This is a genomic window from Kineobactrum sediminis, assembly GCF_002868715.1.
In the GTDB taxonomy this organism is placed as follows: Bacteria; Pseudomonadota; Gammaproteobacteria; order Pseudomonadales; family Halieaceae; genus Kineobactrum; species Kineobactrum sediminis.
Map to the genome: position 1 here is coordinate 18,041 of NZ_PKLZ01000011.1, position 14,274 is coordinate 32,314.

The following is a 14,274-nucleotide window of genomic DNA, read 5'->3' on the forward strand; positions in this document are numbered from 1 at the left end:
TGCCCCCGCACCTATGTGTTTAAATAGGAGGCCTTGCCAAAACGTCAATTCTAACACGCCAACGGTTGCCATCTTGCTGAGATCATTGAAAATCACTACCGCCCTGCTGCTCGCAGTCCTGCTTTTCGGCTGCGCCAGCCAGGATGACGAGGAACTGTCCGCCGATTCCGGTGAACAGCAGATGTACGAGAATGCCCAGCGTTACCTGCGCAACAAGAGTTTTGACCTCGGCGTACGCAGCCTGCAGTTGCTGGAATCGCGTTATCCATTCGGCAAATACGCGGAACAGGCCCAGCTGGAGCTGATCTACGCCCACTACAGTGCTTTCCAGCACGAAGCTGCCGTGGAAGCGGCCGACAGGTTCATCCGTCTTCACCCGCAGCATCCCAGTGTCGACTACGCCTATTACATGAAGGGCCTGGCTGCCTACTCGGCCAAGTCAGACGTTTTCGCGCGCTTCCTGCCCACTGACGTAAGCAGTCGCGATACCAGTCATGCCAGGGAGGCTTTTGCGGAATTTTCGCAGCTGGTGTCGCGTTTTCCCGCCAGCCCCTATGCAGCCGACGCCAAGGCTCGAATGGTGCACTTGCGCAACCTGCTGGCCCGGCATGAAATTATCGTCGCCAATTACTACTTTCGCCGCGGCGCCTATCTGGCGGCCGCCAACCGTGGTCGCTATGTGGTGGAAAATTTCCAGCGCACACCCGCTGTTCCCGACGGCCTCGCAGTCATGGCCCAGGGCTATATATTGCTGGGCATGAGCGATCTTGCCGAGGACGCGATTGAAGTACTGGCGCTGAATTACCCGGATTATCCGGCGCTGGACAAGGACGGCAACTTCAAGAGCCGCTATTCGCTGGAAGGCATGCAGCGTTCCTGGATCAACAAGGCCACCCTGGGTCTGTTTGATCCAACACCGCCCCCTCAGTTCGACAGCCGCGAACTGTACGAAAACGTTCGCTGATATCAGTCCCCCAGCGTCCAGCCGGACGTAATCGGATAACGACGGTCGCGGCCAAAGCCGCGGCGCGTGGTGCGGACACCGATCGGCGCCTGTCGCCGCTTGTATTCATTGATATCCACCAGCCGTAACACCCGGTGCACCTGCTCCGCGTCCATACCGGTCGCTATAATCGCCGACGCGCTGAAATCCTGCTCTACATACAGTTCCAGAATACGATCCAGTACCGGGTACGGGGGCAGGCTGTCCTCATCTTTCTGGTCGGGCGCCAGCTCTGCCGAGGGCGGGCGGTCAATCACTCGCTGTGGGATGCAGGGCCCAAACGTGTTGCGGTAGCGCGACAGCTCGAATACCAGGGTCTTGGGTATGTCCTTGAGCACGTCAAAGCCGCCGGCCATATCACCGTACAATGTGGAATAGCCCACTGCCAGCTCACTCTTGTTGCCGGTGGTCAGCACCAGCAGGCCTTTTTTGTTGGAGATGGACATCAATATCACGCCCCGACAACGGGCCTGCAGATTTTCCTCCGTGGTATCGGGCTGGGTACCGGCAAATTCTTCCTGCAAGCTGGCCATAAAGGCCTCGTACATGGGTTCAATGGAAATGACCTTGTGCTTGACCCCCAGCAGATGGGCCTGCTCCGCCGCATCCTCAACACTCATTTGCAGGGTATAACGAAACGGCATCATCACCGCCTCCACCCGCGCGGGCCCCAGCGCTTCCACCGCCACCGCCAGAGTAAGTGCGGAGTCAATCCCCCCGGAAAGCCCCAGTACAACGCCGCGGAAGCGATTCTTGTTGACGTAGTCGCGCATCCCCAACACCAGTGCCTGCCAGGTCGCTTCCAGTTCATCCATTGCCGGCTCAACCTCGAGACCGCCAAAGCTGATGCCCGCATCCGACTTGTGCGCGGTAAGCCAGTAATCGCCTTCAACAAAATGCGGTACCGAGGCACACACTTTACCTTCGGCATCTACGGCGAACGAGCCGCCGTCAAATACCAGCTCGTCCTGTCCGCCTACCTGGTTTACATAAACGATAGGGCAGTTGTTGGTGCTGGCACGCTCACCCACAAGACTCCAGCGTTCGACCCGCTTGCCACGATGATAGGGCGATGAATTCAGGTTCAGCAGCAGTTCCGCGCCTGCCTGTACAGAATCGCGCACGGGCGCCGTTTCCCAGATATCCTCGCATATGGTCAAGCCAACCCTGACACCGGCAATGGTCACTACGCAGGGTGCGTCGCCGGCCTGAAAATAACGCTTCTCGTCAAATACTTCGTAGTTGGGCAGGCATTGCTTGCGGTATTCCGCCACCAGCTTGCCCCGATGGATGACCCCGGCCACATTATAAAGCGCGATACCTTCCCGGCGCGGATACCCCAGCACTACCCAGGCATTACCGGTCATCGCGGCGCAAATTGTCTCCAGCGACTGATTGACCCGCAGTTCCACGCTGGGCCGCAACAGCAGGTCCTCGGGGGGATAACCGATCAGGGTGAGCTCGGGGAACACCACTACCGGTTCTGCACACTGTTGCTCGGCACTCTTCACCGTGGCGATGACCTTCGCGGTATTACCCTCGAAGTCGCCTACGAGCGTGTTCATTTGGGCCATCAAGATGTTGAGGGTGGTCATAGGGGGGGTCCGGTATCGCGTTCAGCCAAAACACCATTTTCCGGTAAACCCGCGGCCGCTGCCAGCCCTCGCGACAAATTAGGATGGACGTTTAACGCATTCCCCAACCCAACAGGCCTGTTACACTAGCGTTTCACTATTGACCAGGGCTCTTCCAGGCGTGAACCGACCCGCAATCCTTACCCGGCCCAGTCCCCACAGCGTTTCCCAGCAAAACGCCGTACTGTTCCGCATCTACGTAGGCTACAGGTCGCTGCTGTCGATCGCATTGCTGATCATGCTGGTGAGCCCCAACACACGGCAATTGGTGGGCAGCCTCAACCCGACCCTGTACGTCACTGTTGCATTGCTTTATCTCGGGACCAGCGCCCTGCTATTGGGGTCGCTGGCCAGTGACTGGCGCTACAACCAGCGCATGCTGTTCCTTGTCTTCCTGGTTGATATTGTCGCTATAGTGCTGATGACCGATGCCAGCGGTGGCATGACCAGCGGGCTACCCGTTTTGCTGGTTATTACGGTAGCCGCCAGTGCAGTGATGATTCCCAATCGCACCCTGGCCACGCTGATCGCCGCCCTAAGTGTGCTTGCCACCCTCGCTGATACCGTATGGCTGATACTGCGCAACGAGATTGGCATCAATGAACTGTTCCGTGTCGGCCTGCTGGGGTTGCTGATCTTTGGTGTCTCGGTGATGGTACAGTTTGTCGCCTGGCGCCTGACCCGGGCCGAGGAACTGGCGCGCGACCGGGCCAGTGACCTGTACAACCTCCAGCGCCTGAATGAGCAGATCGTGCAACATATGCAAACCGGTATCCTGCTTGTTACTGAAGAGGGCGCGGTGCGGGTCCTGAACAAGGCTGCCAGCCCGCTACTCTCCCCGGATCGGGCCATCACCATGGAACAGGGAAGGAAACTGGCAGACTACAGCCCCGAGCTGGCGGCCCAGTATCAATATTGGCGCGAAACCGACCAGCATCGGATGCAGCCTTTCCGGGTTTCTGAAGAAGCACCCCAGGTCATGGCCCACTTCCAGGCACTGCAGCCCGGCACCGAGCGCGAGACCCTGGTATTTCTTGAGGACTATACGCCGGTGACACAGCAGGCACAGTCGCTGAAGCTCAGTTCCCTGGGGCGGCTGACTGCGAGTATTGCCCATGAAATCCGCAACCCCCTGGGCGCCATCAGCCACGCTGCACAACTGCTCCAGGAATCCACTACCCTGGCGCCAGCGGACCAGCGCCTGGCCGATATTATCCAGCAACACAGCAAACGCGTGAACCAGACGGTAGAGAGCGTCATGCAGATATCCCGCCGGGAGCTGCCAAAGCCCGAGTATTTGCTGCTGGCGGAGTGGTTGCCCGACTTCATTGGCCGACACCTCGACACTATCAGGGACGAAGCTGAAATTACCGTTGATTGCAGTTATCCCGATTTACTGGTGGAGTTTGACCAGGAAAACCTGCAGCGGGTGCTGGGCAACCTGCTGGACAATGCGCTGCGTCACAGTAAGATGGCGACAGGACGGGAAACGGCGAGAGTTGAGGTTACCCTGGAGTTCAGTCGGCACCAGTGCCTGATTGATGTCGTCGACCAGGGCACCGGTGTGCCGCCAAAGGAACGCTCAAAGCTGTTTGAACCGTTTTATACGACGGTTGAGGAAGGCAGCGGCATGGGTCTGTTCCTGTGTAAAGAACTGTGTGAAATCAATAACGCCGGTCTCCATTACAGAACCACCAGCAGTGGCGAAAGCTGTTTTCGGCTGTCCCTGAACCAACGCGCATTTTAAGGACCCTTATGAGCACACAAACCGTGCTGATCGTCGATGACGAACCCGACATCCGCGAATTGCTGGGTATTACCCTCAGCCGCATGGGCCTGCAGTCATCCAGCGCCGCCACCTTGCAGGAGGCCCGCGAAAAAATTCAGGCGTTACAGCCGGATTTGTGCCTGACCGACATGCGCCTGCCGGATGGCAATGGCATCAGCCTGGTTGAGTATATCCAGGGCGATTTCCCACATATTCCAGTGGCCATGATCACCGCTCACGGCAGTGTGGAGATTGCAATTTCGGCACTCAAGGCCGGTGCCTTCGACTTTATCAGCAAGCCCATTGAGCTGGAGCGGCTGCGTAACCTGGTTAGCTCGGCGCTGCGCCTGAACGACCAGCCTCAACCGGCTGCGATAGCGGAGCACAGTACCAGCGGTCTGGTCGGTAACGCGCCCGGTATCATCGCCCTGCGAGAGCAGATCTCAAAGCTTGCGCGGAGCCAGGCGCCGGTCCATATCCACGGCGAGTCCGGGGTGGGCAAGGAAGTTGTGGCCAGGCTGATCCACAGCAGTGGCCCCAGGGCGGAGCGACCCTTCATCGCGGTAAACTGTGGCGCGATTCCTCCAGAACTCATGGAGAGCGAATTTTTTGGCCACCTGAAAGGAAGCTTCAGTGGCGCCAATCGCGACAAACTGGGTCTGTTCCAGGCAGCCCAGGGCGGCACCCTGTTCCTGGATGAAGTGGCAGACCTGCCATTGGCAATGCAGGTAAAGTTACTGCGTGCGATACAGGAAAAGGCCGTGCGCCCGGTCGGCGCGAGCGAGGAATATCCCACCGATGTACGCCTGCTCAGTGCAACCCACAAGAATCTGGCCGCCGAAGTACAGACAGGGTATTTCCGCAATGACCTGTATTATCGTATCAATGTCATTGATGTCCATGTCCCCAGCCTGAGAGAGAGGCTGGAAGACCTGCCTGGCCTGGCGCAGGTACTGTTACTGCGTATCGCGGAAGCGAGCGGCGCCAGCCCCCCCACTCTCGCATCGTCTGCCATGGCTGCGCTGGCGCACTATCACTTTCCGGGCAACGTGCGGGAGCTGGAGAATATCCTGGAACGCGCGTTTGCTCTCGCCGAGGGCGATACCATTAGCGCACGCGACCTGCAGCTGTCGGACCGGCCGCCTGTGGAGACCCGGAAAGGTAATGGCAGTACCGGTAACGGAAGCAGCGATACATCAACAGACGTTGAAGCCGCCTACGGTAACCTGGAGGCCTATCTCGAGGATATTGAACGGCAGATACTCAGCGCGGCACTGGAACAATGCCGCTGGAACAAAACCGCAACCGCAAAGCTCCTGGGTATCAGTTTCCGTAGTTTGCGTTACCGCCTGCAAAAGCTGAAGCTGGAAGATTGAACACCGGGCTAATTACCAGCACTGCGTCGCCTGGCCCGGGCCAGTGGCCGACTTTATGCCGGTCGACGTCACCTGCAGAGTGCCGCACACCGTATCCAGCGCCTGCGAACCCACCGGGGTGGCAGAGAGACTGAAACCCCGGCCGCTGACTTCCATTAACAACGTAATGAGATAAATACCGCCGGTTGCTACCTGCGCCCCGCCATCATCTATTCGGTAGGCAGTATCTGCTGTCATGCCAAGATCATTAAACGCTGCGGCATACTGGCGGTTATTAACGAAAAACTCTTCCTGGCGGGCAAGCAGCCTAAATAATTCGGCCTGCGCGACCGTACGGCCGGCCTTGCGCACCTGACCCTGGTAGGCCGGTAACATCAGCACCAGCAGCAACCCGACAATCAGCACCACAACCATCAGCTCAATCAGGGTGACCCCGTTCTGGTGATGCCGCTGGTCCCTTGCCTTCGTCGCGGAACTCACAACCTGTCGATGCCGGGTTCTCGCCAGTAAAGCTGGAACAGGCGTGGCGCAAGGCTCTCGATTAACGGTCCGGACAGGTGCAGGCTATCATCCGTCGTTCCTTCACCGGTTATGCCGCCCCCCGGAATCAGTATGCCCTCAGCGAGCAGGACAGGATCAGCAGGAATGCCCTCACCCAGGCTAAACACCCGACTGGAGGCGTTCACCGCCGCACCGTCGGCGAGCTGCACTACGTACAAGCGGCCTTCACCGACAGCGGAAATACAGCCTTCCTCCCCCGGGGTAAAGGTGGTCAGGAATACCCGCCCCGCATCCACGAGGGGGCTGGATAAGCCCTTTTCGCCAGAGCCGGCCAATTCAATCTTCCAGCCATTGTGGAGTGCCGTGTCGCAACCAGGCTCACTACCAGACAGGCAATTTGTGCGAGTCGGCAGATCGTCGGGCGTGAGAGGTGCCCGACTTTTTACTCCAGGGTCACCACTGGTGGTGTGATAGTCCTTGAGGTAAAAGTGGAAGTTGGTCACCGCTGTCTCGTTGGGGTGTGCACGGTCACCGCTTGAGATAATAACGCCATCGAAAGATGCCCTGGTATCATCGAGCACCTCCACGACTTGTGGGGCATGGAAAAAACGCCGGTCATCACTGGCCGGATCTGCGCCGCCCAATGACGCCAGCTTACTGATGAACCAGTTGTTGGCACGATGATCGGTATCTGTGCTGTTGCCCACAGGCAGATCGACACGCCAGACCGTGCCGCCGGTGTCACCTACATAGAGCCGGTGAATGTGACCGCCGGCATCCGTCAGTGCGCTAACCGTGGAGGGAATACTGTCCACCAGGCCAGTGTGAACATAATGCCGGTTGCTCTGAACCGCGGTGAGCCCGCCGATGGCTTTCCACACCAGTTCGCCACTGCGAGCATCGACAATGTAAATCGCGTTGCCAATGTCGTCCGCTGCGGCGCTGAGGTCCTTGCCGATACGGTGCTCCAGATCAGCGTCCCAGCCACCGTTGTAACCGCCACCAAAAACCAGTACGTCACGGCTGCTGCCTCCGTACCTGACCTTGCCGACAACCGGTGTTGAAAAACTGAGCGCTAGCTCGTCGAAGTCACCGCCGGTGGTGCGGCTGATCTTCCATAGCAGTGAGGGCGGTGCAGTGGCGTCGCTGATATCCAGCGCATAGTAACTGGCGCCTCCACGGCGCAAACCAAAGTAGACATACGCTTCGTCGCCGTCCTCCGCCTTGAGGGCGCCATCCTGGTCGCGGTCCCTGGTAAACAGCACAGGCGCACCGTCAATCCCGTACAGCATTTTGCCACTGGGCCTGGTGCCTGCCCGGCGGGTACGAATATTGGACAATAATTCACGGGGTAAAAAGCCCACCACCTCCCTCCCGCTCTCATTACCCGCACGATCGGTATTCTCGAGTATGTGGAATATCCCGTCACCGCTACCGAACAGTATGCGCACAGCCGGGTTGGCAGCGTCGTAGCCGCCACCAATGGCGCCGTAGTCAAGTATTGCAGGGCGCGAATGCAGGTTTTCACCGAGCAGCCAGGCCCCGGCGTAGGGTGACCGGCCGTCGTCACGCAGGCCCCTGGCCCAGCGAATCAACGCCAGGGCCTCGGTGCTACTCTGCGCACCCAGTCGTGTCTGCAGATCAGCGGCTGTAGCCTCATCGGCATTGAAGGCAAGCAGCCTGTTACCGTTCGCTGCGCCATTGAGTACCAGTGCCGGCTCGACATAAAGCTGGCGGGTGTTGGCGCCATTAACACTACCGACTTCCTGGCCGTCGCTTGCGATAAACCCGGGAATCTTTTGTCCGGCACCGCCACGGGTGACGATCCTGCCATCGGCCGCCCCGGGGATCATCGGGTTACCCAACGTCGAAGGCAATGCATCGACATCGGTCCAGAAGGTCAGGGCATCAAAGGCAATTCGCCCTTTATCCTTTCCCGCCAGCGTGAGGCCGGGATTACCCCTGCTATCCACTATCGGGCTGTCCGTTACCGAGCGGTCCACAGGTGTCTCACTGTTGGCAGGTACCACCCGAGCAGGTTTTACCAGACGAAGTTTTTTGAGATTACCGGGCCAGCCCACTGTGGGCTGGGCCGCAAACAGGGTGATGAACAACTCGCCGTTCTTGCCGACCTGGCCGAACGCGCTGACCGGCACCGATGCTGCAACCGCTGTACTCGCATCGGCAATCATGTCGCCCAGCGCAGTGGTTAGATCGCGCTCCAGTGCATGAAGATCACGTAAACCGGAAATCAGCGTGCCACCTCCCGCCGCTGCTTGAGCGTCTGCCTGTTCCAGACGGTCCGTCGCGCTGATGATCCATGTTTTCTGCAACTGAACCAGAGCCCGATGGAGAGGCGCAAGATCAGTACCCGGCTGATGAAAGTGGCGCAACAACTCGTCAAATCCAGGCCCACCCGGGTACAGGCCAGCACGATAAATATCATCGAGGTCGGCATCGTCACTTACCTCACCTGTTGCCAGCACCATGGAATACAGACGTGGACAGGTATCGGATGAAGCAAACGGGGAGATATAGCGGGGCCCGGCCATGATGCCCGGATCGTGATCCGGCAGCGGGCGGTCCAGCCCGAAGTTGCCGCGGGTATTTCTACCCGATAAAACATTCCTGCCGTTCAGATACCGGTACCACTCCAGGTAGGCGGCCACCGGTTGCAACGACTGGGGGTCGGCGGCGGGTAGTTCCGGCAGGGACTTTATGCTCGCCTGAATGTCTACACGCGCGTCACCCAGGCGCCGGTAACCCTGCAGCAGGGTACCACCACCGACAATGGGCTCGCCCTCTATTAACAGCGTATTACCTCTATTATTGGAAACCGCCAACGCCAGCTCAACATCATTGAACAGCGGATTGTCCAGCACGGCGGCAAGCACAGCTTTTACACCGCCCGCCATCGTGACATTGTCGGCATCCGCATGGAACCCGGCAAGGTGGGCATGGGCCGCTGCCGACATTTTCGGTGCGCAATCCTTATTGTAAATACACACTGGTTCTGCGTCGGCTGTTGCACGCACATCCAGCAACATGAACAGGTAAGGCGTGACCGGCAACGTACCGCCTACGTATACGTCAATATCGTCGGCAAATCCGCTCTTGCATAACAACAAACCAATCACCAACAATGCTGCGGCATTCGTCCATTTCTGCCTTGCTCTCATCGTCTTCACTCAACTGTCTATGAACTGATTCCCACCCGTTAACCGGCCCCAGAGGCAATGCGTATCGCCACGCCCTGCACCACGCGGGCACTGCCGAGACCGACGTCCACACCATCTACTTCTACAATGATTTCAAACAGCGCAACGGCAAAATTTCCGGTGGCTGAGGCTTCATTCTCCACCTGCCGGAACGGATGATGACTCGACAGCAGTGGAGCCTGTCGAACAATCCGGTACTCCACGTTCACGCCGGGTTCAACGGCTTCCGCGGTAGCGGAAACAGCGAGCGTGGGTGAATCACATACTGCATCACGCTCACACAGGGTATAGCCGACGCCGCCAGTGACCGGGAAATGGCTGATGTGTGCCACAAGGGCATTGGCGATACCACGAGCTTTCTGGAAAGCCTGCTCACGAAACTGGTCATTACCCGCCATGCGGAATTCCAGGATACTGGTATTGATGACGGTGTTCGCGATCAGGCCCAGCAACAACAGGAAAAGCATGGCAAGCAGTAACACCTGCCCCCTTTCAGCCCCGCCATGGGCTGGCTCGAAACCTGCACCTGTGGTCGGCGTGAACAACCTCTCAACCCGCTACTGCTGCGATATTACGCAGTGCGATGGTGGTGCTGAAAACCCGTCGGAGATACCGGTCATTGAATGCTGTAAGAACTGTTTGCCCCAGCTGGTAACGCTTGCTATTGCGGTAACCGGCCACAGGCGACAGGCTCCTTACCAACAGGTGTAGCCGGGCCACTACGGCGGCCTCTAACTGGTCGGCATTGGGACGCCCTGAATACAGCTCCGCAACGCCATCGCCGTTATGGTCAATACCAATCTCCAGCTGCAGGTGTTCGATTCCCTCCACGAGGCACTGGGTGTTCATACCGGAGGTCGAGAGTCGCTCGGCACACAGTGTGGGAATGCCGTCAGCGGCGCTAATTGAATAGCGCCTGACATAGAAAATCCTGGAGTGAAGTCGCCAGTAATCCACTCCCGTCCCGTTACCCAGCTGTTCGGCAGGAACCGTACCGGCCTGCCACCATCCAGCCACTGTCTCGGGTGCCAGGGTGCGCAAATACCAGTGACCAGTGGCGACTGATGAGGTGTTCGCCTGATAGACACCATTTTTGATCGTGGCCTCGCCGGCCACGCGCCCTATCAACAGCAGATCGCTCCCGGGCTGCAAATTGCCGGCGGCTATGCAGTCAAGAACGGCGCCACCGACTGACACCGGCTGTGTGCCACTGGCATCATCGAGCAGGTCCAGGCCGGGCGTCTTTACCGCGGCACCCCCCGCTGTAAGGCTGCAGCCTGCAGCGGGTGCCGGTGGCAATTCACCCTCCCGCGCCACCTGGCTGCCGAAAAAGCCTGCCAGCATGAGTTCGCGCCGGAGAAGGTTCAGCGCAAAGCGGCCATTTTCATGCAGCCGCGCCATCTCATCAGTAACCAGATACTGCTGCCTGTTCTCGAGGTAGATCGCAACAATGGCCGAGGACAACAGGAGGCCGAGCAGCATTGAAATCATCAGCTCCGGCAGTGACAGACCATACTGGTACCGTGTGACAGGATGCCAGTGACCAGTCACAGGGCAGTCCCACTGAAACCGGCAACCTGTGTAGTGAGTACCAACAGTCTGCGCAGCTCATCTTCGGGTCCATAAATACCAGCGCCCGCACCACAATCCGACTCGGCACTGCTGGTCATTGGGTTCACCCCGCGCCATGCGAGTACTATTTTGACATCGCGCCCACTACTGCGGATACAGGCGCGAGGGTCAACCAACCCTCCTGCGCTGACTACCGCCGCATTGATTACCACGGTTTCCGCGGCCCCAAACAGCAGGGCCCGCCAGTCTGCCAGGTCATATGCCGCAAGCTCAGCCGGGGTGCAAAGCGCCGCAGTCTCGGTAGAGCCGGGGGCACTGGCACAGTCTTTAGCGCCGGCTATGGGAGCCGTTATGTCTTCCAGCAGATACTGGCTGAGTTGGCCGGGGTTACTGTGGATGCGCTCGACGATATCGCGCGCCAGGCTGGTCGCGATGGACCGTTGCAGGGCCTCATGGCTGTTCTTTTTTGCCGCCAGCTGGAGCCCTGCCATACCCAGCAAGCCCACGGCAAAGACCAGCGTGGCGATCAGCACTTCCACCAGACCGACGCCGGACTGATATTTTCGCGGCCACAGACAGGCCATCAGACTGCACCATCCTGTGGGCAGCGGCCCCAGCCACGGACCAATCGCGACCTGCCGACCACATTCATCACCAGGCTCCAGGAGGAGAGATCAGGACGCTGCCGGGAGCAGATCATGAGTGTGCGGTTACGTCCTGCTGAACCATCCGGCATAAAGGTTATCAGTTCTTCGGACCGGGTCGTTCCCGCGCGATTGGTCAATAGCAGATTACGGTGCATCGGCTCATAGGCCTGGAGCATTACGTCGTGCTGGTCTATAACCCGGTTCCGGGCACGATTACTGAAGACAATCCAGCCATCGGAGTAATCACCCGCACAGACTTGTTCGCCGGTGTCCGCATAGGCAGAGGGACACAAGCTCACCGGGATACCCTGCCTCACTGCTTCGCTGCGGGCCAGGTTAAGGGCAACCAGTAAACGACTTGCCTCGGCCCGCAGCTGCAACCGCTGTTGTACACCCTGAAAACCCGGCACCGCGACGGCGGCCATGATACCCACCATGGCGACGACGATCATGAGTTCCACCAGGGTAAGCCCCCTGGCAGGCCTGTGCGCTGACATTCTGCTCACAACTCATCTCCCTGTTTGTTATCTCCAGCTTAATCAGCAATGGAGTGAACACCAGAGAACGGCGGGATATGACTAAAGGAGGACGGTATGGATCAGCTCCGGCGCCAGCCAGGCGCGCCGGGATGTAAAAAGCTAGAGATTTTCAGCGGGAATGCGCAACTCTCGCGGCAGGGAAAATGTGACATTCTCAGGGCGACCGACCAGTTCAACCGGCGCCTGTGCACCGAGCGCCTGCAAGCCTGCCACGACTTCGGCAACCAGCACCTCGGGCGCAGAAGCCCCCGCGGTCACGCCGATGTGACTCTTACCCTGCAGCCATGCCGGATCGATATCGGCCACGTTGTCTATCAGGTAGGCGACACTACCCATACGTTCCGCCAGTTCCCGCAGCCGATTCGAGTTGGAGCTGTTGGGCGATCCTACTACCAATACCAGGTCACACCGCCCGGCCAGTTCTTTAACCGCATCCTGGCGGTTCTGGGTGGCGTAGCAAATGTCATCCTTGCGCGGCCCCTGGATATTCGGGAACCGCCGTCGCAGGGCATCAATCACCTTTGCGGTATCGTCAACAGACAGCGTGGTCTGGGTAACATAGAACAGGTTATCCGGGTTGCGCACCACCAGGCTTTCCACCTGGCGCTCATCTTCCACCAGATAGATATCGCCACCGGCGGCACGATCGTACTGGCCCATGGTGCCCTCAACCTCGGGATGGCCGCGGTGCCCGATCAGCACACACTCGCTGCCGTCCTGGCTGTAGCGCGCCACCTCGATATGAACCTTGGTGACCAACGGGCAGGTGGCATCGAATACTTTCAGGCCGCGGCGCCCGGCTTCCACGCGCACCGCCTGGGAAACGCCGTGGGCACTGAAAATCACAATGCAGTCATCGGGCACTTCTTCCAGCTCGTCGACGAAAATCGCGCCCCGGGAACGCAGGTCATCTACCACAAATTTGTTGTGTACGACTTCGTGGCGAACATAAATCGGCGCACCGAAAATATCCAGCGCCCGGTTGACGATATCGATCGCGCGGTCCACCCCCGCACAAAAACCGCGTGGGTTCGCCAGCTGGATATCCATTAATGCAACTCCGCCGGTTCTACCCGGTGTATCAGTACGTCAAACAGGATATTACGGCCGGCCAGGGGGTGATTGAAATCGACGGTAACCTCGGCGTCATCAAAGGCCACAACCAGTCCCGGCAATTCGCCACCGGCGGCATCGGCAAACGCAAACATCACGCCAATTTCCAGTCCGGCGTCGTCATCAAAGTGCTGCCGCGACATCACCTGCACATTGTTGTCATTGGGCTGCCCGAATGCATCCTCCGGTGGCACTTTAAACAACTGCCGTTCGCCGGGCGCCATGCCTATCAGGCGCTGCTCAAAACCCGGCAAAAGACTACCGTCGCCCACCACAAAATCCACCGGCTCGGCGCCAAAATTGGTATCCACCTCAGATCCGTCTTCCAGGCTCACTGAAAAATTGAGAAACACCCGGGTACCTTCACCCACGGCTACAGCCAAAGTGTTCATATCACAATACTCATACGCGCTTAATCACCATTTTTTACGGCCGCTATGTCGCGAGCCAGAAAACTGTCAACAATCATGCATAGTGCGCCCACGGTAATCGCTGAATCCGCAATATTAAAGGCCGGGAAGTAATACCCGCCATAATGCACCGAAATGAAGTCGACGACATGACCCAGCATCACCCGGTCCCACAGGTTGCCGATTGCGCCGCCGAGAATCAAGGCCAGCGCCAGCGCCAGCAGCCACTGCCGGCGGCTCAGGCGAGACAGCCAGACCACCAGCACAATGCTCATCACCACGGCCACGGTGCTAAAAAAATACCGCTGCCAACCACCGGCCTCACTGAGAAAACTGAAGGCCGCCCCGGTATTATACTGCAATGTGAGATTGAACCAGGCAGTCAGCACCAGCGGTTGCCCATATTGCAGATAACTCTCAGCCAGGGTCTTGGTCACCTGGTCCAGGCCGATAACGACCAGCGCCAGCAGGTACCACTGGCCGTGCCACATCA

Annotated in this window: 13 protein-coding genes; 3 read left to right on the forward strand and 10 right to left on the reverse strand. The window is 58.7% G+C overall.

The features are described 5' to 3' along the window. Window positions 1-70: 70 nt before the first annotated feature. Window positions 71-964: an outer membrane protein assembly factor BamD gene (locus CWI75_RS14185; RefSeq protein ID WP_241521247.1), complete on the forward strand. Its 894-nt coding sequence runs from the start codon at window positions 71-73 to the stop codon at window positions 962-964. Between the two features lie 2 nt (window positions 965-966). Here CWI75_RS14185 and CWI75_RS14190 read toward each other — a convergent pair whose 3' ends face one another. Continuing rightward, a complete protein-coding gene (locus tag CWI75_RS14190) occupies window positions 967-2,598 on the reverse strand; it encodes an NAD+ synthase (protein ID WP_101522182.1) in 1,632 nt (543 codons plus the stop codon). Between the two features lie 160 nt (window positions 2,599-2,758). Between CWI75_RS14190 and CWI75_RS14195 the strand changes: the two genes are divergently transcribed. Both CWI75_RS14195 and CWI75_RS14200 read left to right on the forward strand, forming a co-directional pair. After that, window positions 2,759-4,384: a sensor histidine kinase gene (locus tag CWI75_RS14195; RefSeq protein WP_241521235.1), complete on the forward strand. Its 1,626-nt coding sequence runs from the start codon at window positions 2,759-2,761 to the stop codon at window positions 4,382-4,384. 8 nt (window positions 4,385-4,392) lie between these two features. After that, the gene (locus CWI75_RS14200; protein ID WP_101522183.1) at window positions 4,393-5,781 is read left to right on the forward strand and encodes a sigma-54-dependent transcriptional regulator; all 1,389 of its coding nucleotides are present in this window, start codon (window positions 4,393-4,395) and stop codon (window positions 5,779-5,781) included. A 12-nt stretch (window positions 5,782-5,793) separates the two neighbouring features. Here CWI75_RS14200 and CWI75_RS14205 read toward each other — a convergent pair whose 3' ends face one another. From CWI75_RS14205 to lspA, 9 genes are all read right to left on the reverse strand, one after another. After that, on the reverse strand, window positions 5,794-6,261 hold the full coding sequence (locus tag CWI75_RS14205; RefSeq protein WP_101522184.1) for a type IV pilin protein: 468 nt from the start codon (window positions 6,259-6,261) through the stop codon (window positions 5,794-5,796). Next, window positions 6,258-9,461 carry a pilus assembly protein gene (locus tag CWI75_RS14210; protein WP_101522185.1) on the reverse strand — a complete coding sequence of 1,068 codons (3,204 nt, stop codon included), beginning with the start codon at window positions 9,459-9,461 and terminating at the stop codon, window positions 6,258-6,260. The genes CWI75_RS14205 and CWI75_RS14210 overlap by 4 nt, the downstream gene beginning before the upstream one ends. Before the next feature lie 38 nt (window positions 9,462-9,499). Next, the gene (locus CWI75_RS14215; protein WP_101522186.1) at window positions 9,500-9,982 is read right to left on the reverse strand and encodes a PilX N-terminal domain-containing pilus assembly protein; all 483 of its coding nucleotides are present in this window, start codon (window positions 9,980-9,982) and stop codon (window positions 9,500-9,502) included. Window positions 9,983-10,049: 67 nt separating this feature from the next. Further along, a complete protein-coding gene (locus tag CWI75_RS14220) occupies window positions 10,050-10,991 on the reverse strand; it encodes a PilW family protein (RefSeq protein WP_101522187.1) in 942 nt (313 codons plus the stop codon). 56 nt (window positions 10,992-11,047) lie between these two features. Then, window positions 11,048-11,656, reverse strand: a complete 609-nt coding sequence (pilV, locus tag CWI75_RS14225; RefSeq protein WP_101522188.1) for a type IV pilus modification protein PilV — start codon at window positions 11,654-11,656, stop codon at window positions 11,048-11,050. Then, complete coding sequence (locus CWI75_RS14230) at window positions 11,656-12,216, reverse strand: GspH/FimT family pseudopilin (protein ID WP_101522189.1); 561 nt, start codon at window positions 12,214-12,216, stop codon at window positions 11,656-11,658. The genes pilV and CWI75_RS14230 overlap by 1 nt, the downstream gene beginning before the upstream one ends. Window positions 12,217-12,357: 141 nt before the next feature. Then, on the reverse strand, window positions 12,358-13,308 hold the full coding sequence (gene ispH / locus CWI75_RS14235) for a 4-hydroxy-3-methylbut-2-enyl diphosphate reductase (RefSeq protein WP_101522190.1): 951 nt from the start codon (window positions 13,306-13,308) through the stop codon (window positions 12,358-12,360). After that, the gene (locus CWI75_RS14240; protein ID WP_101522191.1) at window positions 13,308-13,763 is read right to left on the reverse strand and encodes an FKBP-type peptidyl-prolyl cis-trans isomerase; all 456 of its coding nucleotides are present in this window, start codon (window positions 13,761-13,763) and stop codon (window positions 13,308-13,310) included. Before CWI75_RS14240 ends, ispH begins: the two co-directional genes overlap by 1 nt. Before the next feature lie 20 nt (window positions 13,764-13,783). Beyond that, the gene (gene lspA / locus CWI75_RS14245) at window positions 13,784-14,272 is read right to left on the reverse strand and encodes a signal peptidase II (RefSeq protein WP_101522192.1); all 489 of its coding nucleotides are present in this window, start codon (window positions 14,270-14,272) and stop codon (window positions 13,784-13,786) included. Window positions 14,273-14,274: the final 2 nt, after the last annotated feature.

What these genes read in the sequence shown, in the direction of transcription:
- CWI75_RS14190 (WP_101522182.1), bottom strand. Translation starts at nt 2,598, where the DNA reads ATGACCACCCTCAACATCTTGATGGCCCAAATGAACACGCTCGTAGGC.
- CWI75_RS14200 (WP_101522183.1), top strand. Translation starts at nt 4,393, where the DNA reads ATGAGCACACAAACCGTGCTGATCGTCGATGACGAACCCGACATCCGC.
- CWI75_RS14210 (WP_101522185.1), bottom strand. Translation starts at nt 9,461, where the DNA reads ATGAGAGCAAGGCAGAAATGGACGAATGCCGCAGCATTGTTGGTGATT.
- CWI75_RS14220 (WP_101522187.1), bottom strand. Translation starts at nt 10,991, where the DNA reads ATGATTTCAATGCTGCTCGGCCTCCTGTTGTCCTCGGCCATTGTTGCG.
- pilV (WP_101522188.1), bottom strand. Translation starts at nt 11,656, where the DNA reads ATGGCCTGTCTGTGGCCGCGAAAATATCAGTCCGGCGTCGGTCTGGTG.
- CWI75_RS14230 (WP_101522189.1), bottom strand. Translation starts at nt 12,216, where the DNA reads ATGTCAGCGCACAGGCCTGCCAGGGGGCTTACCCTGGTGGAACTCATG.
- ispH (WP_101522190.1), bottom strand. Translation starts at nt 13,308, where the DNA reads ATGGATATCCAGCTGGCGAACCCACGCGGTTTTTGTGCGGGGGTGGAC.
- CWI75_RS14240 (WP_101522191.1), bottom strand. Translation starts at nt 13,763, where the DNA reads ATGAACACTTTGGCTGTAGCCGTGGGTGAAGGTACCCGGGTGTTTCTC.
- lspA (WP_101522192.1), bottom strand. Translation starts at nt 14,272, where the DNA reads ATGTGGCACGGCCAGTGGTACCTGCTGGCGCTGGTCGTTATCGGCCTG.